Below are 24,664 nucleotides of genomic sequence, written 5' to 3'. Positions count from 1 at the left end.
CCTCCCGCTCAGGACATCGTTGATGCGATCGCTCTCGGTCTGGTGCGGTGCGCTGCTCGCCCTCTCGGGCGCGGCCTGCGCCGAGGACGACGGTCCGGTGCTCGCGAGCGGCCTCCCGAGGCCGCTCGCGGGCGTCTACTTCGACTTCGGCCCGGCGCCGACGGACGAGCGCTTCCGCGCGCTGATCTCGTTCCCGACCCGGGACGTCGAGGCGCTCGAGCGCACGATCGACGACATCTACGACCCCACGAGCCCGAGCTTCCGGCAGTACATGTCGGTCGAGACCTGGATGGAGCGCCACGCCCCCGACGAGAGCGACATCGCGACCGTCGAGGGGTGGCTCGTCGAGCAGGGGATGGAGATCACGCGCCGGGCCACGAACCGGCTGCTCCTCGAGTTCACGGGCACGGTGGAGCAGTTCAACGACGCGTTCGACGTCGAGCTCCGCGACTTCGAGCGCGAGAACCCGTCGGCCGGCGGCGCGCCGCTCCGCACGTACGGCGCGCTCTCGCCGCTCAGGCCGCCGCAGAAGATCATCGACCTCGCGGCGGGCGTGGCCGCGGTCGAGATCCCCGCGGACACGGCGCCGCTGGCGCAGGAGGGCGGCTCGATCGAGACGACCCCCCCGGAGGACGTGCAGGCGGGGTTCACGCCCGCGCAGATCGCGCGCGCCTACGCGATCGACGCGCTCCACGACGAGGAGGAGACCGTGGACGACGGGGTCGACGGGTTCCGCGGGCAGGGCGTGAAGCTCGGCGTCGTGGCGGGGGCGACCTTCAAGATCAAGGACCTCCAGTCGTTCTGGCGGTCGTTCGGCATCTCCCGCGACAACCCCAAGGTCGTCGTCACGGCGGATCCGATCTCGACGCGCTACGTGGAGACCACGCTGGACACGCAGTGGGCGGGCGCGATGGCCCCGAAGGCCGATCTCGTCGTCTACGAGGGGCCCGACGCGCGCACCCTCTCGATCCTCTACGCGTGGAACGAGGCGATCGCGGCGGGCGAGGTGTCGGTGCTCTCGACGTCGTTCGCGCACCGCGAGGAGACCGAGGCGGAGCCGATCCGGCAGCAGTACCACGCGTCCGCGCGGATGGGCGCGGCGCTGGGGATGACGATCGTCGTGGCGAGCGGCGACTCGAGCCGGCCCGACGTGCCGTCGTCGAGCCCCTACGTCACGTGCGTCGGCGGGACGCTGCTCGAGCTCGGCGCCGACGGCGAGGTCGAGCGCGAGGCGGCGTGGAGCGGCTCGGGCTCGGGCCGGTCCCGCTCCTTCACGACGCCCTGGTGGCAGGAGGACGTCGTGAAGGACGCGCAGGGCAGGCGCGCCGTCTCCGATGTGGCGCTGAACGCGTCGCCGGACGCCAGCTACTGGCTCTACTACCTGGGCAAGTGGGAGCGGCGCGGCGGCACCTCGTTCGCGGCGCCGGTGTTCGCCGGGATGATGGCGTCGGTGAACAGCCGCCGCCTCGCGGAGGGCAAGCCCGTCGCGGGCTGGCTGAACCCGGCGCTCTACCTGATGCCGGAGGTGCAGGCGGCCTTCCGCGACATCACGGCGGGCAAGACCCCGGAGGGGTTCAGCGCCGGCCCTGGCTGGGACTATCCGACCGGCTGGGGCGCTCCGCTCGCGGACGAGCTCGCGGCGGCGCTCCCCTAGAGCGACAAACGGGTTGAAACCCCCTGAAACGTGCAGAAATTCGAACCGCCAAGGCGCCATGGACGCCAAGAATCGATTCTCTCCTTGGCGTCCATGGCGCCTTGGCGGTTGATCTCTCGCTTGTTCAGCGTGATCGGTGCTCTAGCGCCGCCGCGAGGCTTGCGATCGCCGGGGCGAGCGTCTACCCCATCGAGCGATGCGTCCGCGAAGCAGCGCTCCGCGATCGAGCTCCCCTGCGGCATGCGAAGACCGGCATCGCGCCCTCGCGCCAGGGCGGAGCGGACGTCGCTCGCCCCTCGCCCCGATCGCCCGGATGCCCCTGCTCGTGCTCCTACTCACGGGAGGGGCCGCCTGCGTGCCGGACGTCGGGCCGGTCGAGCCGGCGCAGTGCGAGACCGTCGGCGAGCAGCGATGCGCGGGCGACCGGCTGGAGGTCTGCGACGCGAACTGGCAATGGCAGGTCGACGCGTCGTGCCCGTTCTGCCTCGACGGCGCGTGCCTCACGGCGCCTCGGCCGCGCTGCGTGGGGCTCCCCGCGACGTGCGGCCCTGACGGCGACGAGGATTGCTGCGCGACGCTGCCGGTCCCGGGGGGCGAGTTCGATCGCTACAACGATCCGGCGCTCCACGTGACCTTGACCAGCGACTTCGCCCTGGATCGGTTCGAGGTGACGGTGGGCCGCTTCCGGGGCTTCGTCGCGAGCTACACCGGCGAGCCGCCGGAGGAGGGGGCGGGCGCGCACCCGCGGGTGCCGGGCAGCGGGTGGGACCCCGCGTGGAACGACGATCTGCCCGAGGACGCGGAGGCGCTGAAGAAGGCGCTCCTGTGCGGGCAGGTGAGCGCCGGCCTGTGGACCGACGAGCCTGGCGAGAACGAGGACAAGCCGATCAACTGCGTCCGGTGGGTGGTCGCCTTCGCGTTCTGCGCGTGGGACGGCGGCTACCTGCCGACGGAGGCGGAGTGGCTCCGCGCGGCGGGGGGGACCGCGCAGAGCCTCTATCCGTGGGGAGGGGAGGACCTGCCGCCCGACGACCGCGCCGTGTTCGGCTGCCGGGGAGACGGCGCTCCCTCGCCGGACTGCTCGGACGAGGACATCCCGCGGGTCGGCTCGTTCTCGCCGGGCGGAGACGGAGAGTGGGGGCACGCCGACCTCGTGGGGAGCATGAACGAGTGGGCGCTCGACGTTCGCGGCGATCTCCCCGCCGAGTGTACGGACTGCGCCAGCCTCGACGCGACGGCGCCCATCTACCGGATCCGCTCCGGCGGGCACTGGCGCGCCGGCGCGGGGGAGCTGAAGCTGGATCCCGGGAACCGCGTTGGCGTCAACCAGTCCTATCAGTACGACGATCTCGGGATCCGGTGCGCGAGGGAGCTCCCGTGAGCCACCGCCGCCCGCGGTGATCACCGTCACGCGGGGCCGCGGGAGCGCGCCCGGACGGGTAGCGCTGGGCGGGAAGAGGGGTTAACGTCGGCGCATGATCGATCCGGAGCGGTCCACCGGCGACGTCGAGCGCGCGAGGTCGGGCGACGCCGTCGCGACGCTCGTCGCGGGGTACGGCGACTTCCTCCGCTTCGTGGAGCGCAGGGTGGGCAGCCAGGCCGTGGCGGAGGACATCCTTCAGGAGGCGTTCGCGCGCGGCATCGACCGCATCGGCGAGCTGCGCAGCGACGAGTCGGTCACGGCCTGGTTCTACCGCACGCTCCGGAACGCCGTGGTGGATCACTTCCGTCGCCGCGGCGCGTCGGAGCGCGCGATGGCGGCGCTCTCGGCCGAGCTCGACGAGGCCGTGCCGCCCGACGCCGAGGCGCGGCGCGGCGCGGCGTGCCAGTGCGTCCGGGGGCTCGTCGGCGTCCTGAAGCCCGAGTACGCCGTCGCGCTCCAGCGCGTGGAGGTCGACGGGGTCTCCGTCCAGGCGTTCGCCGAGGAGGCCTCGATCACGGCGAACAACGCGGCGGTGCGGCTCTTCCGCGCGCGCGAGGCGCTTCGCAAGCGCGTCGCCGCGACGTGCGGCGCCTGCGCCGACGAGGGCTGCGTCGACTGCTCCTGCGGGCCGCTCCCCGCGGGCGGGATACGCGAGCCCACTGGCTGCGGGGCACGCGAGCCCACCGGCCGCGGGGCACGCGAGCCCACCGGCCGCGGGGCACGCGACCCAGGGCGCTGACCCTCCCGGCAGCCGGGGAGGGCGCTGACCGCCCCCGGCAGCGGGGGTGAGCCCTCCAGCAGACTGAGCCGTTGCCTCGCCCTGGCGGCGCAGGCGCGGTCCGGGCGGGTGTAATGCCTCCGGATCGCGCGCGTCAGCCGGTTACCGACCCTCGAACGAAGGGGTTCGAGGGTCATGACGCGTCTCTTGGTGTTCTCGGGTTTGTCTGTCGTCATCTCGCCTCACAGGCGATCGCACTGCCCCACGCGGAGTGGCTTCCATGAACTCATCTCTCCTCGCAGGACGGCTGGACCGTCCGCTGACGTTGGTCATCGCTGCCGTCGCGCTCGCCGGGTGCGCGCCGCGCAGCGTCCCTGTGCCCTTCCCCGCGTCGACCGCCGCCTCGCCCGAGGCCGCGGAGGCGCCCTCGCCGCGGATCGGCGTCGCCCTGTCGGAGGATCCTCCTCTGCCCGGGGAGCCCACCGCGGGCTGGGTCGGGCTCGAGCCGGCGCCTGGGGGGGGCGCCGACCCGCACCAGCACCACCATCACCACCATCACGGCGGCGCGCCGGCCAAGGACGAAGGCCCCGCGCCGGCCGAGGCACCGGAGCCGGCCCATGCGCACTGAACGCTGGCGATCGCGCGCGCTCGTGGCGAGCCTCGCGCTCCTCTTTGCGGCGGGCTGCGCCGCCCCGTCCGCGACCGCGGATCTCGCCCGGATCCGCGACCTCTCCTCCGCCGAGCTCCCGGAGAGCGCGGCGGCGGAGGAGGACCTCGACCCGGGGGCGGCCGACGCGCGGGCGATCTCCGAGCAGCTCCGCCGGCCGCTCACGGTCGACGCCGCGGTGCGCGTCGCGCTGCTCAACAACCGCGCGCTGCGCGCCGCGCTCAAGGAGGTCGGCGTCGCCCGGGGCAACCTCGCGCAGGCGGGCGCGCTGCCGAACCCCGAGCTCGAGCTCGAGATCACGCCGCAGCAGGAGGGGCTCGAGCACGCGCACGTCGGGCTGTCGGCCGAGATCGACCTGACCGCGGCCATCCTGGCGCCGCTCCACGAGCGGGCGGCGAGATCGGAGCACGAGGCGGCGCGGTACCGCTCGGCCGGCGAGGTCGTGGAGCTCGGCTACCGGGTGCGCGCCGCGTTCTACGCGGTGCAGGCGGCGCAGCAGCGGCTCGTCATCGCGAACCGCGCGGTCGACGCGTTCGCGGCGGCCCGCGACGCCGCCCGCGCGCTCTTCGAGGCGGGCAACGTGCCGGAGCTCGACGTGGCGACCCAGGAGGCGGGCTACGAGGAGGCGCGCGTCACGGCCGCGCAGATGGAGCTCGAGCTCCTCGAGCGGCGCGAGCGGCTGCAGCGGCTGCTCGGGCTCTCCGGCGCGGCGACCGCCTGGACCATCGAGGCCGCGATCCCGGAGGCGCCCGAGGCGCTGGCGACGCCGTCGCGCGCGGAGGCGCGGGCGATCCGGGCGAGCCTCGAGCTCGCGGATCTGCGCCGTCGCCTCGAGGCGGCGGCGCGCCGGGCCGGGGCGCTGCGGGCGGGCGGCTGGCTGCCGGACATGTCGGTCGGCGTGCACGGCGAGCGGGAGCTCGGGGCGAGCGACGAGGCGCACGCGCACCCGTGGGTGATCGGCGCCGGGGTCACGCTCTCGCTCCCGATCTTCAACCGGCAGCAGGGCGCCGTGGCGGCGCAGACCGCGGCGTTCGACAGCCTCCTCGAGCGCTACCACGGGCTCGCCGTCGATCTGCGGTCGGCGGCGCGCGAGGCGCGTAGCCGCCTGGCCTCCGCGCACGCGCGGGCCCGGCACTATCGGCGCGTCATCCTCCCGGCCCGCAAGCGGGTCCTGGAGCAGACGCTGCTCCAGTACAACGCGATGCACGTCGGCGTGTTCGAGCTCCTCGCGGCGCGGCGCGCGGAGCTCGACGCCGAGCTCGCCGCGGTCGAGACGCTGCGCGAGTTCTGGACGGCGAAGGCCGCGTTCGACGCGCTGCTCGCGGGGCGGCGCGTCGAGGCGCAGCGGGCGGAGGCGCCCGCCGCGATGCACACGGGGGCCCCGGGGGCCGACGAAGGAGGGCATTGAGATGGATCGACGCTCATTCATCCACGTGGGCGGCCTGGCCGCCGGGGTCGCCCTGATCTCGCGCGGGGTCGCGCACGCGCAGCAGGGCCCGGGCGCGGCGACCGCGGGGCCCCGGAGGGCCGCGGCGCCCGGCGGGCAGCCTGCGGTGGTGACGCCGAACGGCAGCACGCTCCCGCTCCGGGTGGTCGACGGCGTGAAGGTGGGCCACCTCGTCGCGGGGCCGCTCGAGCACGAGTTCGCGCCGGGCCTCTCGTGCGAGGTGTGGGGCTACAACGGGAGCACGCCCGGGCCGACCATCGAGGCGGTCGAGGGCGATCGCCTGCGCATCTACGTGACGAACGCCCTGCCCGAGCCGACCACGGTGCACTGGCACGGCCTCGTGCTGCCGAACGGCATGGATGGGGTCGCCGGGCTCACCCAGCGTCCGATCCCGCCCGGAGAGACGTACGTTTACGAGTTCGTCGTCCGGCACCCGGGGACGTACATGTATCACTCGCATTATGACGAGATGACGCAGATCGCGCTCGGCGCGGTGGGGATGTTCGTGGTGCACCCGAGGCGGCCCCGGGGGCCGCGCGTGGATCGGGACTTCGTGCTCATGACGCAGGAGTGGAAGATCAACGCGGGGGCGCGGCGGCCGGACCCGAACGCGATGAGCGATTTCAACGTCCTCACGTTCAACGGCAAGGCGTTCCCGGCGGCGGCGCCGCTGCTCGTCGGCCGCGGCGAGCGCGTGCGGATCCGGCTCGGGAACCTCGGCCCGATGGATCACCACCCGATTCACCTGCACGGCCTGTGGTTCCACATGACGGCGACGGACGGCGGGTATGTCCCCGAGTCTGCGCAGTACCCGGAGACCACGGTCCTGGTGCCGGTGGGCGGCACGCGCGTCATCGAGTTCGTCCCCGAGGAGCTGGGGGACTGGGCGATGCATTGCCACATGACGCATCACACGATGATGCAGATGGGGCACGGTTTGCCGAACATGGTCGGGGTCGACACCCGCACGCTGGATCAGCGCATGAGGCGCGTGATGCCCGAGTACATGACGATGGGGACCACGGGCATGGGCGGGATGGGGGAGATGCAGATGCCGATTCCGGCGAACAGCCTGCCGATGCGCGGGGGACCCGGGCCGTTCTCGTACATCGACATGGGCGGGATGTTCACGGTGCTGAAGGTCCGCGAGGAGCCGGACAAGGCGGATCCGGGCGGGTGGTACACGCACCCGGAGGGCACGGTGGCGGGGCCGGCGAGCGCCGAGAAGATGCGGGCGGACGGCATCGACCCGGCGGCGGGCAAGAAGGCCGGGGGGTGAGCCGGCGGGGCGCTGGCCGACGGGGCGCGCCGGGGATGCGGTAGCTCCGGGCTGGAGGGCGGGTCCCCCCGGGTCCCCCGCCCTGGGCCATGCCAGCCCGTCCTGGAGGGGCCAGCGCCGCGCGCTCTTCCCTCGATCCGCGCCCGATCTGTGCCGGATCGGCTGGAGCTGTGCCACTCGAGGGGGGTCCGGCACGGGCTCAACCGCAATGCATTGCGACACACCGGGGTCCGGACCCCTCGAGATCGCTCTGCGGAGCGACTTTTCGTGCAATCTTGTGCCAAAAATCGTTCGGGAGAGCGGATTTTTGTGCCATTCAACCGCCGGAAGGGCTCGATTTTGCGCCACGAGGGGGGTCGGAACCCCTCCGGGGCGCTCTGTCGAGCGTTCCGGAGGGTCCGGGACCCCCTCGGGAGCGCTTTGTAGAGCGCGCGCGGGGGGACGGGACCCCCTCCGGGGCGCACAGCAGAGCGCGCGCGGGGGGACGGGCCCCCTCTGGCGCGCACGGGCATCGCGGGCTCAGGCCGGGACGAGCTCGACGAGCGTGATCTCCGGCGGGCAGTTGATGCGCACCGGCAGCCAGCCGCCGGCGCCGGCGTTGACGTAGAGGCGCCGGCCGCGGTGCTCGAACAGGCCGTTGTGGTAGCGCCCCGCGGGCAACATCGGGGTGAGGGGATACTCGCCGATCCGGCCGAGGGAGATCTGCCCCCCGTGCGTGTGCCCGGAGAGCATCAGATCGAAGGGCAGCTCGCGCGCCGCGACGAACGTGCCCGGGTGGTGGCTGAGCAGGACGCGCGGCGCGCCGTCGTCCCGCATCTGGCCGAGGGCGCGCTGCAGGCCGTCGCGCGTCGGGCGGCGGGCGGGCTGCCCGGGCCGCGCGCGGCTGGGATAGTCGATGGCGCCCATCCACAGGCGATCTCCGCCGAGGCGGATCTCCCGCGCCTCGTCGACGAGCACCTGGGCGCCGGCTTCCTCGAGGCCCCTCACGATCGCCCCGACGCTGGCCGAGCGGGCGGCGATGTACTCGTGGTTTCCCATGCAGAACACGAGCTGCCCGCGAACCGGGCGCAGCCCGCGCAGGAACCGCGCGGACAGCTCGAGCTGGGAGACGTGATTGTCGAGCAGATCGCCGGTGACCACGTGGATGTCGGCGCGGATCGCGTTCATGGCGTCGCGGATCTCGTCGAGCCGCTCCGCGTCCATGTAGCTGCCGACGTGCACGTCGCTGATCTGCGCGATGGTGACGCCGTGCAGGTTCGTCAGCTCGCGCCGCACGGGCAGCGCGATCCTCATGACGACCGGCATCTTTCGCGCGGCGAGCACGCCGCCCATCGACACGGCGACCGCCGCCACGGGCAGCGCCCACGTCGTGGCGGCGACGAGGCGACGGCGGCCCTCGTCGACGATCTCCGGCGCCGGCCGGGCGTCGACCGCGAGGGCGGCCTGCGGCCCGGGGTCGCCGTGCGGCGGGGCCTCGGGGATCTCGGGGGCGCCCGGCGCCGGCGCGGCCGGGGTCGGCGTGGCCGGGGCCGGCCGGCGCCGGCGGAGCGCGCCGAGGGCCGCGCGCGCGGCGGCGGCGATGCCGTAGAGCAGCCCGTACACGAGCAGGCTCATCTGCGCGCCGAAGGAGAGCAACGACAGCGCGTCGGGCGCGTGGCGCTGGAGCGCGCGCAGCCCCGAGAAGCTCGCGATGGCCATGAGCAGCGCCGGGGGCGCGAGCAGGAGGAACCCTGCCGCGCAGAGCGCGTCGATCAGCGCGCCGTGCCGCGGGAACGACGCCCGGAGTCGCCGCCGGATGAAGAGGCCGAGGAGCCCGTTGACGAGCGTGACGACCAGTCCGCCGAGCTGGAACACGCGCTCGAAAGTAGCACTCCACAGCTCCCGTGTCCGGGGTCCGCGCGGTCGCCGCGGCGGACACACACGCGCGGTCACGCAGCCACACGTCCGACGAACTTTTGGGCGAATTTCCTGGCGTTTTTCGCGGATCCGCGGCGGTCCACGCCTTGCCATGAGAGCGCGGAGGACAGCGCGGAGACCGGAGCGCAGGGAGGGGACGCCCCGGATCGCGGAGGAGGATGGCGATGGCTACGAACATGGGTCGATGGAGGATGGTTCTGGCGCTCTGCACGGTCACGCTCGCGGGCTGCAGTGAGCGTCATGACACGCAGCCACCGGCGCCTGCCGCCGTCGCGAGCCCGCCACCGGCGCCCTGCTCCGAGCCGGCCGCCGCGGCACCGGCAGCGCCGGTGCCCTCGCCGGCCGCGACGATGGCGGCGCCCTCGCCGGCCGCGACGATGGCGGCGCCCTCGCCGGCCGCGCGCGCCGCGGCGAGCACGAGGAGCAAGGGGGCCAAGGAGGGGAAGAAGGGGAAAGCGGAGCTCACGGTGAAGCGGCTCGTGGTCGCCGAGGGCGTGGAGAACCGTGAGCCGGTGGAGCCGGGGACGACGTTCAGCGTGCCGGCGACGGAGCGAATCTATGCGTTCGTGGAGCTCGAGAATCGGGGCGAGTCGGCGGGGGAGGTCACCGTGGAGTTCGTTCCGCCCGACGGCGGGGAGCCCGTCGGCAACGTGACGCTCGGGGTCGGGGTCTCGCCGAGGTGGAGGACGTGGGCGTTCACGCGCGGGGCTCGCAAGGTGGGGGAGTGGACGGCGCTCGTGCGATCCGAGACGGGCGAGGTGCTCGCGAGCGCGCCGTTCGAGGTGACGCTGTAGCGGGGGCGAGGTAGAGGACGAGCCGCAGATTCGTCCCGCAGCGGCGCTAGCTACCCGCTCCTTCGCCGCTCACCTCCGCCCGGACGGAGATCTCCCTCGCCTCCAGCCCCTCCAGCGCCGCCTCGCCGGAGAGCGCCTCCAGGCTCCCGCGCGCGCCGCGGAGATACCCGTTGAAGAACGCGGCGAGGTACCCCATCGCCATCGCCTGCTGCTCGCGCCGCGGGACCTCGGCCTCCTCGTCGAGCGGCTCGGCGAGGCCGAGCGACGTCGTGTAGCCGAAGTGGTTCGCGCCCGGCAGGGTCACGAGGTGCTTCGGCGCGCGCGCGCGCTCGTAGAGCGCCGCCGGGCAGGCGGCGGCGATGGGGTCGGCGGTGCCGCGGACGACGAGCACGGGGCGAGGCGCGAGCGCGTCGACGGCCAGGGGCGGAGCGCGCCCGGGATCGCCCGCCGGCGCAGCCCGCTCGCCCGCAGGCGCGAGCAGCGCGAGGGCGCGGACCTGGAACGGGCTCGCGGCGTCGAGCGACAGCGCCAGGGCGGCCTGCGCGCCGAGCCCGTGACCGAGCAGGCCCACCCGGTCGAAGTCGGCCAGGAGCGGGCCCCGCGACCCGGCCCGGAGGTGCGAGAGCGCGTCCCGGAGCACCGCGGCGCGCCGCTGGGGCGCGTCGTCGGGCGTGAGCCACGAGAGATCCGGCGCGATCACGACGAAGCCCCAGCGCGCGAGGTGCGCCATGATGCCGGCGAGCTGGCGGTAGTCCTGCCCGGGATCCACGGCCGCCCCGGGCCTGACCACGCTCGTGCGGAGCCGCCGCTCGTGGCCGAGCGCGATGACCGGGAACGGGCCTCCCGGCGAGAGCGGCGCCTCCTCGCCGTCCGCGGACGCAGGGTAGTAGAGCAGCGCGGCGGCCCGCGCAGGGCAGCGGTAGAGATCGCCCTGGAACGCCCACATCCCCGGGTAACAGGCCTCCGCCGACAGCGAGATCGCGCTGATGCGCCGGAACCCCGCCCGGTGCGGCCCGCTGCGCAGCCGAGGCGCCGCGCCGGCGGGGATCGGCGCGGGCGGGCACGACGAGGCAGAGGCGGGCGGGCGCGATGGCCTGGCGGGCGCGGCCGGCGCGTAGGACGGCCTGGCGGCCGCGGCTGGCGGGTGCGACGGCGCCGCGGCCGCAGCCGGCTGGGGCGACGAGGTGATGGCCGGCGGGCGCGGGGCCTCCGCAAAGGGCGTGGCCGCGGGAGGGGAACCGCCGCGGATCGCCCCGCGCCGCGACCAGTGCTCGCCGTCACGCACCAGGTGGATCACCTGCCCCGCGGCGCGCACCACGAGATCGATCCGCCCGGACGGCTGGCTCTCGACCGCCGCCACCGCCTCGCAGCGGCCCAGATCCGTGGCGAACACCGTCGGTCCGCGAAAGCGCGCCCCGCGCGCGTCGTCGCCGCGAACCCACCGGGCGAGCCCCACGCCCGCGAGCGGCGAGAAGAGCTCCAGGATCACCCCTTCGCCGGGGGCGCCCCGGCCCGAGGAGGCCTGGAGGAGCGCCGGCGCCCCCGCGACCCCGGAGACCACCTCCTCGGGGCCCTGCCACGCAGCGCCCGCGCCGGGAGAGCGCCAGAAGAACACCACGCGATCCCCGAGGCGCGCGACGACCTCCAGGTCCCCCGGCGCGGCGCCCCGGCGCTGGGTCATCGCGACGGCGTCGACCCGCCCGAGGTCCGCGCCGAAGATCGTCGGGCCGCGCCAGCCGAGCTCCGCCGTGTCGTTGTCGCGGTGATAATGCGCGATCCCGCCGCCCGCGTGAGGGACCACGAGCTCGAAGTTGCCCCTCCCCCCGAACCCGCCCTGGATCAGGGCAGGATCGCCCGCGGCCCCCTCTCCGAAGAAGCGCGGCTCGCTCCACGTCGGCTCGCGCTCCGGCGCGCACCAGAACGCCGCCAGCCGATCGCCGACGCGCGCCACCGCCTCGAGGTGGCCGGGATCGCCGAAGTTGCTCTGGATCAGCGAGGCCGCGCCGACAGGGCCGAGACCTCCGGCGAACGTCGCCGCGAGGCGAAAGGGGCCTGCCGGGTCCTCTCGGCGGTGGTGCTCGATGCCGAACGGCGCCTCCGCCGCGGGCACGACGAGCTCGAGCGTGCCGCGCGAGGCGCATTGCAGGAAGAAGCCGCTGGTCGTGGTGGGCATGACTGTGCTTACCGAAAGCTACGCCAGGGGAAAACCCGGCAAAATTCCGGTCAGTCCGGGAACAGAGGGCGAGGATCAGCAGGACCGTCTGGAGGTCGAGCTCTTCGAGTGTACGCGTGACGCGGTCATCGTACCCGCCGCGCGAGAGGCCGAAGAGCTTCAGAGCGCCGAACAAAACCGGACCGAGCCAGGCGGCCGAGGGGAGCAACGACGCGACGCGCCCCCCCTCTGCCGCCTGGAGACAGGAGGTTTTTGAGAGGCGCTCTTCGCTAGACAGACCTGGTCCGGTGGCTTGGGTTCGCGAATCGACTGATCGTTGGGCCGGTGTGCCACGGAGGGGGCATGATGGCCGCCCTGCTCCGCCATGGCGCCGCCACCCTCTGAGCTGGAGCTCTTCCCGCGTTTTCCCGTCGTTTCGCGTCGGTATGGGGCGTGCTCAAGGCCGCTGTCATGCCGACGCTCGAGCACAACGCCCTCGTCGAGATGTTCCGTGAGCGCCCGGAGCTCGCGCCCCATGTCCTCGCGACGCTCTTCCATGTCGAGGTGCCGCCGCACGCCTCGGTTTCGGTGGTCGAGTCGTCGCTCGACCAGCTCATCCCGGCGGAGCTCCGCGCGGACCTGGTGCTCGAGCTGCGCGACGCGAACGGCAAGCTCGTGCTGGCGATCGTCCTCGAGGTCCAGCGCGACGTGGATCCGGACAAGAAGTTCTCGTGGCCGATGTACGTCACGGGCGTGCGCGCCAGGAAGCGCTGCGCCACGGTCGTCCTCGTGGTCGCGCCGGACGCCGGCGTGGCCGCCTGGGCGGCGGAGAGCATCGACCTCGGCCTGGGCCTCGGCACCGTCACGCCGCTGGTGCTCGGTCCAGCCGTCGTCCCCGAGATCACCGACCCGGCCGACGCCGAGAAGGAGACGGAGCTCGCCGTGCTGTCGGCGGTGGCGCACGGCAACGGGCCGAACGGGCTCACCGTGCTCCAGGCGGCGCTCGCGGCCCTGGGCCGGCTCGACCAGGAACACGCGATGGTCTATTTTCAGCTCATCTGGGACGGGTTGCGCAAACCCATGCAGCAGGCTCTGGAGGCGTTGGTCATGGAACGGCAGATCGAAGGCGCGGCGACTCTCCCCCCGTTCGTGCAGCGGCTCATCGATCGCGGCAAGCTCGAGGGCATGAGAGAGGGCATGCGTGAGGGCAAGCGTGAAGGCATGCGTGAGGGCAAGCGCGAAGGCATGCGTGAGGGCAAGCTCGAGGGCATGCGTGAGGGCGAGCTCAAGGGCAAGAAGGAAACCCTCCTGCGGCTGCTTGCGCGCGCAGGGATCGTGCTCGCCGAGAACGAGAGCGCGCGCGTCCAGGCATGCTCGGACATCGCGACCCTCGACCGCTGGATCGATAATGTCCTCGGGGCGAAGACGGCTTCCGAAGTGCTCTCCTGACGGGTGGCCGAGGCGGCCCAGCGAAATAGCGTTTTCGGCGGAGGAGCTCGTGGGCCGGAAGGGGCATGGTCTTGAGCCGATGATCCCGTGAGGTCGACCTCCTCGCCGCCCTGCGCGGCGAGCTTCCAGTCCCCGACGCCCATGCGAAGGAGGAGCGCGCACGCCAGCGTGCCCCACCCCCCCGGCGCCGGCGAGGACGCCGCGCGTCAGCGCGCCTACCGCAGCATCTCCTGGAGCCTCTCGCCCGTCGCCGCAGCGAGCCCCCGGGCGAGCGCCCGCGGATCGAGCTCGACCGCGATCGCCACGGCGTCGGGCGCGTGCGTGGCGAGCGGCGGCTCGACCGGCGCGTCGAGCCCGAGCAGGTGGCCGAACGAGCCGTGCGCGAGCTCGTTCCAGGCCGCGAGCAGCTCCTCCGAGGCGGCCTCACCGCTCGCCGAGAAGTCGCCCGCCACCGCGATCGCCAGCGCGATGCCCTCGCGCGCGCTCGGCCTCGCGGCCGCGCCGACGGCCGTCGCCGCGGCGAGCAGCCCCCGCGCGCCGCGCGCGAGCTCCCCCTCGAACGGGCCGCGCGCGAACGCGCGCAACGGCGCCGGGCCGAAGCGGGCCTCGAGCGCGGCCAGCGGGCCGCCCGAGAGCGCCGTGGGCGAGCGCCGGAGGCGGCCGAGCGCGTACAGCGACGCGATGCGCGCCGGCCCGCGCCCGGGGCTGCCGCCGTCCTGCAGCCCGACCACCTCGCGGCCGAGCAGCACCAGCGTGTGCGGCGCCTTGCCGATGTCGCCCGACAGGCGCACGAGGTCGGGGCGGTCCACGGCGCGCCGCTCCCGGCCCGTGAGGCGGCGCCGGAACAGGCGCTCGATGGTGCGCGGATCCCCGCTGTGACGCGCCACGTGGAACGTGACGTCGCCGGCCGCGCCCGCGTAGGACGCGATCGCGGCCTCGCGCACCTGCCGCAGATCGATGCCCGTGGCGCGCGCGTGCCGGGCCAGGTTCTCCTCGGGCGCCACGAGCGCTATCCACGGGATGAGCCACGGCACCGCCGCGATCTCGCGGGGCCGGGCGAGGATCAGCCACCGGAGCCCCGCCTGCGGCAGGAGGCGCGTGAGGTCCGCCGTGTCGAGCGGCGGCAGCGGCGGGCTCGGCCGGGCGGCAGGCGGCGGCGCGCCGCCGCACGCGGGCAGCGCGAGGCCGAGGGCGCAGGAGAGGAGGCCGAAGACCACGCCGCGCCGGCGCGGCCCGCGCCCGGGCGCCTCAGTCAACGACGATGTGGGCGAAGCGGCGGTTCTTCGAGCCGACGCGGACCAGGTAACGCTTGCCACGCTCGAGCTTGAGCTGCTCGTCCTTGATCACCTCGCCGTCGAGGTGCACGGCGCCCCCCTTCACGAGGCGGATCGCCTCGGAGGTCGACCTCGCGAGCCCGGCCAGCGCGAGCGCCTTGCCGATGGGGATGGCGTCGCGCTCGCTCGCGACGCGCAGCTCCTCGATGACCTCGGGCAGGCCGCCGGCCGCGACGCTGCGGCGCCGCTCGAGCGCGGCGCGCGCGTCCTCGGCGGAGTGGAAGCGCGTGACGATCTCCTGCGCGAAGAGCTCCTTCACCTCGATGACGCTCTGCTCGCCGCGGAGGACCGCCCCCCGCATCCGCGCGACCTCCTCGGGCGGGCGCGACGAGAGGAGCTCCATGTACCGCCAGATGACGCCGTCATCGACGAGCATCAGCTTCTGCAGCATGTCGAACGGCGGCTCGGTGATGCCGACGTAGTTGTCGGCGCTCTTCGACATCTTGGCGCCGACGACCTTGCCGTCCTCGACGCGGGCGTTGGTGCCCTCGAGGAGCGGCATCGTCATGACCATCTGGGCGCGCTTGCCGTAGCGGGGCATCAGGTCGCGCGCCACGAGCAGGTTGAAGAGCTGGTCGGTGCCGCCGAGCTCGATGTCGGCCTCGAGCACGACCGAGTCGTAGGCCTGGAGGAGCGGGTACATGAACTCGTGCACGTAGATGGGCCGCGCCTCGGCGTAGCGCTTCGCGAAGTCGTCGCGCTCGAGCATGCGCGCGACCGTGTACTTCGCGCAGAGCTCGATCATCTGCGTCGGATCGAGCTTGTTCAGCCACTCGGAGTTGTAGCGGACCTCGGTCGCCGTCCGGTCGAGGACCTTGAACGCCTGGGCCTGGTAGGTCTCCGCCGCGGCGACGACCTCCTCGCGCGAGAGCCGCGGGCGCAGCTCGTTCTTGCCGGTCGGGTCGCCGACCATCGCCGTGAAGTCGCCGACCACGAAGACGACCTTGTGCCCGAATTCCTGGAACTCGCGCATCTTCTGCATCACCACGGTGTGGCCGAGGTGGAGATCCGGGCGGGTCGGGTCGAAGCCGGCCTTCACGCGCAGCGGCTTGCCTTCGCGGAGGCGCTCCTCCAGCTCGGCGCGGACGTGGAGGTCAACGACACCCTTGCAGAGAATCTCGAGCTGACGTTCGGCGGGGACCATGGGGCCCCGCTTCTACCGCGCGGCGGGATCGCCCGCCAGGGGGGCGATGGCCCCGCGGCAGCGCGGCGCTCATTCGTCGTTGTTATCGTCGTCGTCGTCGTCCTCGTCATCGCCAGAGATTGCGTACGCGCGGCTGGCGTTGACGAGCTCCTTGAGCTCCTTGCCGACCTTGAAGAACGGGAGCCGCTTCGCGGGCACCGGGACGGGCTGTCCCGTGCGGGGGTTCCTGCCGCTGTACGGCTTGTACGGCCTCACCGTGAAGCTGCCGAACCCGCGGATCTCGATGCCTTCGTTGCGCTGGAGCGCCTGCGTCATCGCGTCGAAGACGCAGTTCACCACGAGCTCGGCTCGAGCCTTGGTGAGCTCTCCCCGTCCCGCGATGGCGTCGATGAGCTCGCTCTTCGTCATGGTCCACCTCCCCCACAGAGCGGACCTGCCGCCGGCGCCCGGCTTGCCGCCTTCCACGGATCAGCTCCAGGGAGCGCGCCGGTCCAGGAGCCGCATGACAACAGAATCCTATGAAAAGCTCGCATGTTACGGGACTACTGGTCAACCGAATTTCCGACCGCGATCGATAGCGCGTCGAGCGCGAACAGGTCCTCGTCTTTCGCGCGTTTCAGGCCTTCCGGAGCGGCGGCGCCCGCAGCGACGGCGGCCTCCCCGCGCGCCTCCCGCGATTCCGGCGCGAGGGAAAGCTCGATTTCGACGGCGCGCTCGGGGATCGGGTGCGCCGGGAGCTCGATGCAGGTGAGCGGGGCGCCGGAAGATTCCGGGGCGGCTGGCTCGACGCGCCAAGCATGGACCGCGACGCCGTCGACGACCAGGCGCACCTCGCCCGCCCCCTCGCCCCCGACGGCCACGCGCGGGCTGAGCCGGGCGCCGCGCAGCCAGCGGGCGGGCAGGCCGATCCGGACGGCGGCGTCGCTGTCTGGTGCCGCGCGCACGGCGGCGTCGCCGCCTGCTGCCGCGCGCACCGCGAGGAGCCGCTCCCCGGACGCGCACGTGCCGCCGGCGTGCTCGGGCAGCGCCCAGGCGCGGCGCTGGGCGCGCGGCGGCCACAGCGACTCGCCCTCGATGAGGGCCTCGCGGGGCGAGGAAGCGTCGAAGGAGAGCGGCGCGATCGAGACGGAGGCGAGGCCGCCGCCGTCGGGGATCGCGAAGCGGTAGCGGTACGCGGGGGGGCGGCCGCGCGCCTCCCACGCCATCCGGTCGAGCGCGTCGCCGCGGCGGCGCAGCACCGCGATGTCGCCGGGGGCGGGGTCGAACGCGAGGTTATAGCCGTGGTCCGTGTCGATGAACACGAGGCCGCGCGCGACGCCCGCGCGCGCGAGCGCCGCGGGATCGAACATGGGAAGGCCGCCCTCGCGATCGCGGAGCGCGGCATGATCGAAGCCGGCGCGGAAGGCGAAGCCGGCGAGCGGGAGCGCCGCCGCGAGGAGCGCCGCCGCGAGGCGCTCGCCCGGGCGAGGGACGGCGGCCGCGCGCGGAGCCCGCGCGCGCTCGGCGATCGCGAGGACGGCCAGGGCGGCGAGGACGTGCTCCACCGGGAGCACGTCGGCGAAGAAGCGGGCGCCGCCGCCGGGGTAGTTGCCGTCGAAGTAGAAGGGGGCGTAGGCGGCGATCTGGAAGAGCGGGGCGAGCGCGAGGGCGCGCGCTCGCGGCCGCCGGAGCGCGATCACGGCGCCGGCGAGGACGAGCAGCGCGAGCGGCTCGGCGTTGAGCGCGTCGACGAGGTGGAGCTTGAGGCGGCGCAGCGTCGTGCCGGCAGCGGCCAGAAAGCCGTATCCTTCCGGGAGGTTGTGGCGGACGAAGTCGCCGTGCTCGCCGAGGCAGCCGATCCCGTCGCCGAAGCCGTAACGGAAGCAGCCGGGCGGGCCGTCGGAGACGGCGTAGTAGGCGGCCTGCGACGAGGCGAGGGCGCCCGTGGCCGCGCCCTGGTGCGCCGCGAGCAGCGCGAGGCCGGGGAGCGCGCCGAGCGCCATCGCCGCGGCGAGCTTCCCGAGCCGCGCGCCGTGGGCCACGAGGGCACCGGAGGACGCGAGGGCACCGGAGGACGCGAGGGCACCGGAGGACGCGGCCGCGCTCCCCAGCAGCAGGACCAGCAGCGTCGCGGCGAGGGCGAGCGCGCTCGGCGGGCGCGTCGCCGCGAGCCAGCCGGCCGCGAGCCCCGCGATCGCGGCGGCGCGGCCGGCCGGGCCGGTCCACGTCGCGGGGGCGCCCGCCCTGGCGGCGGCGCGGGCGTGATCGAGCGCGCGCCGCGCGGACGCGAGGGCGACCGTGAAGCAGAGCGCCGCGAGCCCGTGCGACATCGTGTCGGCGGTGTGGTAGCGGAGCGCGGCGCACAGCGCCGAGAAGAGCGCGGCGAGGAGCGGCACGAACGGGATCCGCGCGGCGCCCCCGGAGGCGTCGTGGCCTTCGGGCGCAAACCGCGCGGCGAGGTCGTAGGTGGCGACGGTGAGCGCGGCGGCGAGCAGGGGCCCGATCGCGAGCGGCGCCCCCGCGAGGAAGCCGAGCGAGAGGAGCGCGGGGTAGCCCGGAGGGAAGAGGACCGCGACGCGGTCCGCGCCGTCGGGGGTCGCCGCCTCGCTCCGGAGGAGGAAGCGGCCGAGGACGGAGGCGGCCGGCTCGTCGAGCGGCCACGCGAGGTACCCCGCCGCCATCGCGCGCGCCTCGAGCCAGTAGCTCGTCGCGTCGATGATGCGGGGACCGCCCCGGAGATAGGCCGCGACGTAGGCGGCCGAGAGCAGCGCCGCGACGACCGAGAGGGCCGCTGCCATCGCGACGCCCCGGGCCGCGATCGGGCGGAGCGCAGGGCCCGGCGGCGAGGGCGTGGCGCCGGGGGGGAGCGCGGCGCCGGAGGACCTGTTTCCAGGCGGGCGAGCACGGCGGAGCAGCCAGGCGCCGGTGAGCAGCGCGGCCAGGGACAGCGCGAGCGCGATCCACTGCGCAGGATCGCAAGGGATGCCGGCGCGCACGTCACGGCCCGGCGAGCGGGCGCGCGTCGGGGGGCGCGGCGCGCTCGACGATCCACACGTGGTGGTTGGTCCACGCGCCCTCGACCGGCGTCAGCGTGAGCGTGAACGTCTCGGGCAGGCCCTCGGGCAGCGGGAGCGAGGCCTCGGTCCAGCGGTCGCCCGCGCGGATCACGAGCTGCCCGACCTCGCGGCCGTCGACCTCCGCCCGGATCCGGGCGGGGTGGGATGCGGCGGTGCGCACGATGAGCCTGCCCGTCCCGCCGCGCGGGGCGCGCAGGCGGGCGGTCTCGCTCCTGCCCTGCGGGATGACGCGCCCCGCGTCGAACCGATCGCGCCCGGCCTCGCGCGGGTGCGGGAGGACGCTGAAGCTGACGAAGCCGGCCTGCGGCCGCGGGAAGGCGTAGCCGTGCTCCCGCTCGCTCACGAGGTCGGCCACGTCGAGCTCATCGACGACGCGCTCATCCACGCGCAGGGACGCAGGCCCGGCGTCGCGCGCGAGCGGGCCCCAGTCGGCCCGGTAGATGACCTTCTCGGCGCCGCCGCAGATCACGTTCCCGACCACGGGGATCGAGACGATCCGCGTGCCGAAGATGGCCGGGAGCTCGCCCCACCAGCTCGGGTAGATGGCCAGGACGTCGGGGCGCTCGTCGGGCGGGATGCGCTCGATGAGCTCCAGCGAGGCGCCGAGGCCGTGGACGCCGGCGCGCGCGAACGGGAGGTCGTGGTAGCCGCCGAGCCCGATGAGGTCCAGCCCCGGCCGGTCGGACGCGTAGAGGAGCGCGCCCGCATCGCCCACGAGGACGCGCCGCACGTTGAGCTCGGCGAGCACCTTGCCGGCGACGAGGTGCTGGTCGCGGATGTTGCGGCTGGCGCGGCCGAAGAACCAGATCTGGTCGCGCATCCTGGGCAGCTGGTGGATCCAGAACAGGGCGGCGAGGGCGAGGGCGAGCACGACGCGCGCGGCCCAGAGCCCGTGGGCGGCGAGCTTCGCGCGGGCGGCGAGCCCGTCGACGACGCCGAGGGCGCGCGCCGGCGCGGCCGCGATCCGCGCCCAGCGCCCGGCCGGGGCGCCTCCGGGCGCGGCGCCGCGGCGGACGCTGTCCGGCGTGCCGCGCGCGACCAGCAAGGCGAGCCCCATCGCCGCGAGCACCAGCAGCCAGGCGACCGAGGGCATCGTGTAGCGCTCGTTTTGCCAGCGGACCTGTCCGTTCAGGGCGACGAGCGCGAGCCAGCCGGCGGCCTGGACCCAGAGCAGCGCGGCGATCCCGCGCGTGGCGCGATGGGCGAGGGGAAGGAGCGCGAGGGCGGGGACGAGCCACCCCCAGGGGAGCGCATCGGCGAAGTGGTGGTTGGTGTTCCGGGCGACGACGTAGTGGACGAGGAACTGGTAGGTCTCCCACTTCTCCTCGGCCGTCATGTACGGGTTGTTCAGCGCCAGCTTGGCGATGGCGCCGCTCGCGGCCCACTCGCCGGTGAACACGCGGTTCGCGATCGCCTGGGCGACGAACGCGAGCGCGCCGGGCGACGACATCCGGAGCAAGGTCGCGAGGGCGGCGCGCGCGCCGTGGGCTCGTCGCACCGCGAGGGCCGCGTAGATGGAGAGCGCCGCGACGCACACGACCGACTCCGGCCGGGTGGCGTAGAGGAGCGCGCCGGCGAGGCCGGCGGCCCAGCCGAGGCGGGCGAGGCGCCTCTCGGGCGCCGCGGCGCGAGCGGAGCGCGCGCCGGGCGCGCCCGCGGCGCGGACGACCGAGAGGGCGACGACGGTGGCGAGGCCCCAGACGCCGAGGTGGAAGGCGTTCTCCATGCCGCTGAACAGCGACCAGTCGAGCGCGCCGATGGAGAGCGCCACGGGGGGCAGGAGGTACTTGGCCCAGCGCCCGATGGGCTCGAGGAGCCGCGCGCCGGCGAGCAGAAAGCCGAGCGTCGAGGCGCACGCGACGATGGCCGCCCACTGCATCAGGAGGAGGCCGCGGAAGCCGATGAGGTACCCGAGCGCGAGGACGAACGGGTAGCTCAGGCTGGTGTTCCCGCTCGAGAAGCCGTTGCCCTCGGACCACTCGAACGGGTACCCGCGCGCGGTGGCGCGCGCGTAATCGAAGTGGATGAAGACGTCGTCGAGCGGCGCCGACCAGATCCCTCCCGTCTGCCGGTGCATCGACCCGTAGAACGCGACGGCCGCATAGAGCACGCACGCGCCCGCATAGGCGGCGAACAGGATCGGGTCGACGCGCGGCCAGGCGGCGACGAGGCGGTCGAGCGGGCCGGAGGGGGCCGGGGGGCGCGCGCCCTCGGCGGCCGAGAGCTCCGCTCCCTCGGGAGGGGCGCCGGTCGGCTGAAACGGAGGCGAAGTTCCTTCCGGCGGCGCGGAGGACATGGGGTCGGCGCTGGACGGTGACACGCGGCTCTTTTACACGACTTTCACGGGACCCGAGGAAGGAGCCCCGGCCGCGGGGAGGTCGGCGTCCGGCCCGGCACGCGAGCGCGACCGCACAGCGGGCGCGGCGGGCAGGGGAGCAGGTGAGCAGGTCGCTGTCCGGGGTGGAAGGGGACGAGCGGGGCGGTCGCTGTGGTTCCGTCCAACGAGTCTGCAAGCAGGATTTCAGGATCGAACGTCGTAGGTATCTTTCCTAGGGAGATCCTGGTGAAATGAGGGGAGGAAATCCCTGGTCCGCATCCTGCTAGAGATGCAGGTCAGAGCGCCCGTGACGGTCCCCCCCCCGCCGTCGAATGGGCGCTCTTTTTTTATGCCCACCCCGGGGACCCAACCTGGGTCGGGCTCGGCGGGGACCCAACCTGGGTCGGGCTCGGCGGGACCCCGGCGGGGCCCAACCTGGGTCGGGGGGCGGGACCCAACGTGGGTCGGGGGACCCAACGTGGGTCGGGGGACCCAACGTGGGTCGGGGGACCCAACCCGGGTCGGGGACCCAACCTGGGTCGGGGACCCAACCTGGGTCGGGGCGGGGGGTCGGGGACCCAACCTGGGTCGGACCCCCCCTGGGTCGTCCCCCTTTCGTGGATTCCGGAGGCGACGAGCTCATGAGCAACCCTCGCGACGGTGGCATCGCCGAGCCCAGCCATGACGGCGCCCTTTACACGCAGAGTTGCAAGTCAGTTTTCACGAGTGAAAGATGTAGGGCCCTTTCTTAAAGGAAAACCCCTGACACCAGGCAAGGGCACCCTTTGGCCCGTCTCCTGCTAAAGGTGCAGGGCAGAGCGCCTGTGACGGTTCCCCCCCCACCGTCGAACGGGCGCTCTGCTTTATTTTGTGCTCCCGCTGTCAGGATGCCCTGCGCTGTGCGCGTCCCGGCTCGGGTGACCTGGGCTCCCCGCACCGGATGCCTCGGCGGCACGGACACGAGAGGGCCCCTGCCTCCGCCTGTGCCCCCTCGCGGCTCTCTTTCCTGCGGCTCGGCTGGCTCTGCCTCGCCGCCTGCGTTCGGGGTCCACATCGTCCTGTGGATGTGGACGCAACATGGCTCATGGACGGGCTCCACAGGGGTAGATCAGAGCGCGCGTGGACATGCAGAATCGAGCCGTACAGATCGTCGGCTGGGCTGGGATCGCCGTCCATCTCGTGGTCGGTCTGGCCTATGCATTCACCGGCCTACTCGCGCCATCGTGGGCGGTCGGGCTTCTCTGGGCGCTCTGGGGCGCGCTGCTCGCGATGGCGCTCCTCGTGAGGCGCAGCCGCCCGTGGCTGGCCGCGGCGACCCCGTTGATCGCCATGGCCGCATGGCTCGCCGCCCTCGCCCTCGGCGAACGGCTGCTCGGCTGGACAGCCTGAGTTGGCTGGACAGGTGGCATCGACAGGCGCCTGTCCCGCCTGCGCGCAACACAGCGGATGACATGGAAATGTCGAAGCTGCGCCCGCCGTTCTGCCGCGCAGGGCGCGCGCGCATCCGTCTGGCTCGACAGCGATACCCGGCGGCCGTTCAGTGGCCGAGCGGCTTCGTCTGCGGCGTCTTCGCCGCGCGCCGTGCAGCGGCCTCAGGACAGGGCCCGAGGATCCCCCGCGGTCGTGGTCCGAGGAGTCTCCGATCCTTCCTCGAAAAACAGCCTTCTCCCCGGGCGGCCTGCGCGTTGACCCATCTCGTGGGCGTCGAGTAGAAAGATCCTCGCGTCAGAGCGCTCGCCCCGGTCAGCGCCAGCGCGGATTGGAACCGCAAACGATGCGTTGGTTCGTCGAGATCTCGTCGCCAGGGCAGAACGCACAGCCGAGCAGGAAGCTGTGCGTCGAGGCCCCGCAGTGGCAGCCCGCGCTGCAGAGGGCCCGGGCGCTCCGCGGCGACGACGGTCCGCTCAGCAATTTCTCGGTGGATCTGCTGGAGAGCGGCTACCGGGCGATCGATCCAGTGACGCGCGTGCGCTACGTCGTGCAGCGCGCGCCGGACAACGCGGCGCTGACGGACGGGGCGGAGCCTCCGGCGGGGGCGCCACCGGCGGCGGGGGCGCCACCGGCCGTGGCGGCCTCGCCCAAGGCGGCCGAGGCGGAGGCCCCTCTCCCCAGGAAGCGCCCGGTGGCGGCGACGGTCCCGTTCATCTCGCTGGGCGCCGCGCTCCTCGTGCAGGATCTGGCCGGCGCGGCGCAGCCGCCGGAGCCCGGCGCCGCGGCCGCGCCCGAGCCCAGCGCGCTTCCCCCGTTCGAGCTCGTGTCGCAGCGCGAGGAGAACCCGTCCGAGCGCTCGCCGCTCACCTACCGGGAGCTCGTCTATGCGGTTGCGCCCGGCACCCCGCGCGAGCTCGTCAAGGCGTTGCTGATCGCCCGGCTCGACGAGGCGCGCCAGCGGATCGATGACGCTCGTCCGGGCAAGTTCGTCCACATCGCCGTGTTCGATCACGTCTTCAAGGAGAGGCCTCAGCGCGGCCCTCTCGCGACCCTGGCGTGGAAGGACTGGCGCTCGGATGAGCCCGAGATCCAGTTCCGCCCGCGGACCGGCACCACCGCGCCGCCGCCTCCCATGATCGCCGCCGCGCCCGCCCCTGCCGCCGCGGCGCCAGCCGCCGCCGAGCCCGCCCCTGCCGCCGCGCCGCCGGGCGAGGAGCGGCGCGCGCCGTCGTCTCCTCGGGCCACGCCGGCGCCGGCCGAGGGCCGCCCCCGCATGTCGAGCCGGCCTCCGCCGCGGCGCTCTTCCCGTCCGCCGAAGGCCGGGCGCCTCTCCGGCGACGACCTCATCGCCGAGCTGTTCGAGGCGTGCAGCGATCTGCACTTCCTCCACGACACGCTCGAGGGCGCGGACTTCGTCCTCGCGCTCACGCTCGACAAGATCCCGTGCGCCGTCGGGCTCGTGTCGCTCTTCGACATCGACCGGCGCGAGTTCGTCCTCGTCCGCCAGCACGGCGGCAAGGGCGCCCTGCTCTCCAGGCTGCCCGAGCGGGCGCCGCTCGCCCAGGCCGCCATGCGATCGAGGCAGGCCGTCGTCGTGCCCGACGTGTCCAGGGACGAGCGCGCGCTGAACGACTGGTGGACGCCCCTCGGCGTCACGCCGCGCAGCGTCGTCTGCGCGCCGGTGGAGCTCGCGGGCCGCTACCTCGGCCTCCTCGAGCTCGGCGACCCGCTCGACGGCGGCCCCTTCTCCGAGGGCGACGGCCACGCGCTCACCTACATCGGCCAGCAGTTCGCGGAGTTCGTCGGGGCGCGCGGCGTGGTCCTCGACCCGAAGCGCGTGACCGCAGGGGCGAAGCGGGCCGCCCGCTAGCGGAGCTCGGCG

At 74.0% G+C, this 24,664-nt stretch carries 17 protein-coding genes; 10 read left to right on the top strand and 7 right to left on the bottom strand.

Going from position 1 to position 24,664, the window contains the following annotated elements; translation table 11 throughout:
- Positions 1–22 precede the first annotated feature (22 nt).
- The 6 genes from WMF31_RS33750 (at position 23) to WMF31_RS33725 (ending at position 7,188) form a co-directional block, all read left to right on the top strand.
- Positions 23–1,654, top strand: a complete 1,632-nt coding sequence (locus WMF31_RS33750; protein ID WP_436605887.1) for a S53 family peptidase — start codon at positions 23–25, stop codon at positions 1,652–1,654.
- Positions 1,655–1,979: 325 nt separating this feature from the next.
- Positions 1,980–3,035 (top strand): formylglycine-generating enzyme family protein, encoded by a 1,056-nt coding sequence (locus WMF31_RS33745; protein ID WP_436605886.1) that lies wholly within the window; start codon positions 1,980–1,982, stop codon positions 3,033–3,035.
- 94 nt (positions 3,036–3,129) lie between these two features.
- Positions 3,130–3,816: an RNA polymerase sigma factor gene (locus WMF31_RS33740; protein ID WP_436605885.1), complete on the top strand. Its 687-nt coding sequence runs from the start codon at positions 3,130–3,132 to the stop codon at positions 3,814–3,816.
- Between the two features lie 259 nt (positions 3,817–4,075).
- Entirely contained in the window at positions 4,076–4,423 is a 348-nt protein-coding gene (locus tag WMF31_RS33735) for a hypothetical protein (RefSeq protein WP_436605884.1), read from the top strand.
- Positions 4,413–5,870 carry a TolC family protein gene (locus WMF31_RS33730; RefSeq protein WP_436605883.1) on the top strand — a complete coding sequence of 486 codons (1,458 nt, stop codon included), beginning with the start codon at positions 4,413–4,415 and terminating at the stop codon, positions 5,868–5,870. The genes WMF31_RS33735 and WMF31_RS33730 overlap by 11 nt, the downstream gene beginning before the upstream one ends.
- Position 5,871: 1 nt before the next feature.
- Complete coding sequence (locus WMF31_RS33725) at positions 5,872–7,188, top strand: multicopper oxidase family protein (protein ID WP_436605882.1); 1,317 nt, start codon at positions 5,872–5,874, stop codon at positions 7,186–7,188.
- Positions 7,189–7,707: 519 nt separating this feature from the next.
- Here WMF31_RS33725 and WMF31_RS33720 read toward each other — a convergent pair.
- Positions 7,708–9,042, bottom strand: a complete 1,335-nt coding sequence (locus WMF31_RS33720) for a metallophosphoesterase (protein ID WP_436605881.1) — start codon at positions 9,040–9,042, stop codon at positions 7,708–7,710.
- A 227-nt stretch (positions 9,043–9,269) separates the two neighbouring features.
- Here WMF31_RS33720 and WMF31_RS33715 point away from each other — a divergent pair, with 227 nt between their 5' ends.
- Complete coding sequence (locus tag WMF31_RS33715) at positions 9,270–9,899, top strand: DUF2914 domain-containing protein (RefSeq protein WP_436605880.1); 630 nt, start codon at positions 9,270–9,272, stop codon at positions 9,897–9,899.
- A gap of 46 nt (positions 9,900–9,945) precedes the next feature.
- Here WMF31_RS33715 and WMF31_RS33710 read toward each other — a convergent pair whose 3' ends face one another.
- The gene (locus WMF31_RS33710) at positions 9,946–12,072 is read right to left on the bottom strand and encodes an alpha/beta hydrolase (protein WP_436605879.1); all 2,127 of its coding nucleotides are present in this window, start codon (positions 12,070–12,072) and stop codon (positions 9,946–9,948) included.
- Between the two features lie 450 nt (positions 12,073–12,522).
- On the opposite strand from WMF31_RS33710, the gene WMF31_RS33705 reads away from it, so the two are divergent.
- The gene (locus tag WMF31_RS33705; RefSeq protein WP_436605878.1) at positions 12,523–13,500 is read left to right on the top strand and encodes a hypothetical protein; all 978 of its coding nucleotides are present in this window, start codon (positions 12,523–12,525) and stop codon (positions 13,498–13,500) included.
- A 215-nt stretch (positions 13,501–13,715) separates the two neighbouring features.
- On the opposite strand, the gene WMF31_RS33700 is transcribed toward WMF31_RS33705, so the two are convergent.
- From WMF31_RS33700 to WMF31_RS33680, 5 genes are all read right to left on the bottom strand, one after another.
- Complete coding sequence (locus WMF31_RS33700) at positions 13,716–14,756, bottom strand: hypothetical protein (RefSeq protein WP_436605877.1); 1,041 nt, start codon at positions 14,754–14,756, stop codon at positions 13,716–13,718.
- Positions 14,749–15,978, bottom strand: coding sequence for a tyrosine--tRNA ligase (tyrS, locus tag WMF31_RS33695; RefSeq protein WP_436605876.1), 1,230 nt, complete (start codon positions 15,976–15,978; stop codon positions 14,749–14,751). The genes WMF31_RS33700 and tyrS overlap by 8 nt, the downstream gene beginning before the upstream one ends.
- A 69-nt stretch (positions 15,979–16,047) precedes the next feature.
- Entirely contained in the window at positions 16,048–16,386 is a 339-nt protein-coding gene (locus WMF31_RS33690) for an HU family DNA-binding protein (protein ID WP_436605875.1), read from the bottom strand.
- A gap of 134 nt (positions 16,387–16,520) precedes the next feature.
- Positions 16,521–18,953, bottom strand: a complete 2,433-nt coding sequence (locus WMF31_RS33685) for a hypothetical protein (RefSeq protein ID WP_436605874.1) — start codon at positions 18,951–18,953, stop codon at positions 16,521–16,523.
- 1 nt (position 18,954) lies between these two features.
- Entirely contained in the window at positions 18,955–21,354 is a 2,400-nt protein-coding gene (locus WMF31_RS33680; protein ID WP_436605873.1) for a hypothetical protein, read from the bottom strand.
- A gap of 1,116 nt (positions 21,355–22,470) precedes the next feature.
- On the opposite strand from WMF31_RS33680, the gene WMF31_RS33675 reads away from it, so the two are divergent.
- Both WMF31_RS33675 and WMF31_RS33670 read left to right on the top strand, forming a co-directional pair.
- Positions 22,471–22,740 carry a hypothetical protein gene (locus WMF31_RS33675; RefSeq protein ID WP_436605872.1) on the top strand — a complete coding sequence of 90 codons (270 nt, stop codon included), beginning with the start codon at positions 22,471–22,473 and terminating at the stop codon, positions 22,738–22,740.
- Between the two features lie 385 nt (positions 22,741–23,125).
- Positions 23,126–24,652: a GAF domain-containing protein gene (locus WMF31_RS33670; RefSeq protein WP_436605871.1), complete on the top strand. Its 1,527-nt coding sequence runs from the start codon at positions 23,126–23,128 to the stop codon at positions 24,650–24,652.
- Positions 24,653–24,664: the final 12 nt, after the last annotated feature.

It is taken from the genome of Sorangium sp. So ce1036 (assembly GCF_051369805.1).
Taxonomy (GTDB): Bacteria; Myxococcota_A; Polyangia; order Polyangiales; family Polyangiaceae; genus Sorangium; species Sorangium cellulosum_F.
Note: the sequence above shows the minus strand (reverse complement) of the source record. Positions and strands in the feature narration are given on the sequence as shown.

What these genes read in the sequence shown, in the direction of transcription:
- tyrS (WP_436605876.1), bottom strand. Translation starts at nt 15,978, where the DNA reads ATGGTCCCCGCCGAACGTCAGCTCGAGATTCTCTGCAAGGGTGTCGTT.
- WMF31_RS33725 (WP_436605882.1), top strand. Translation starts at nt 5,872, where the DNA reads ATGGATCGACGCTCATTCATCCACGTGGGCGGCCTGGCCGCCGGGGTC.
- WMF31_RS33670 (WP_436605871.1), top strand. Translation starts at nt 23,126, where the DNA reads ATGCGTTGGTTCGTCGAGATCTCGTCGCCAGGGCAGAACGCACAGCCG.
- WMF31_RS33690 (WP_436605875.1), bottom strand. Translation starts at nt 16,386, where the DNA reads ATGACGAAGAGCGAGCTCATCGACGCCATCGCGGGACGGGGAGAGCTC.
- WMF31_RS33710 (WP_436605879.1), bottom strand. Translation starts at nt 12,072, where the DNA reads ATGCCCACCACGACCAGCGGCTTCTTCCTGCAATGCGCCTCGCGCGGC.
- WMF31_RS33735 (WP_436605884.1), top strand. Translation starts at nt 4,076, where the DNA reads ATGAACTCATCTCTCCTCGCAGGACGGCTGGACCGTCCGCTGACGTTG.
- WMF31_RS33705 (WP_436605878.1), top strand. Translation starts at nt 12,523, where the DNA reads ATGCCGACGCTCGAGCACAACGCCCTCGTCGAGATGTTCCGTGAGCGC.
- WMF31_RS33740 (WP_436605885.1), top strand. Translation starts at nt 3,130, where the DNA reads ATGATCGATCCGGAGCGGTCCACCGGCGACGTCGAGCGCGCGAGGTCG.
- WMF31_RS33730 (WP_436605883.1), top strand. Translation starts at nt 4,413, where the DNA reads ATGCGCACTGAACGCTGGCGATCGCGCGCGCTCGTGGCGAGCCTCGCG.
- WMF31_RS33715 (WP_436605880.1), top strand. Translation starts at nt 9,270, where the DNA reads ATGGCTACGAACATGGGTCGATGGAGGATGGTTCTGGCGCTCTGCACG.
- WMF31_RS33750 (WP_436605887.1), top strand. Translation starts at nt 23, where the DNA reads ATGCGATCGCTCTCGGTCTGGTGCGGTGCGCTGCTCGCCCTCTCGGGC.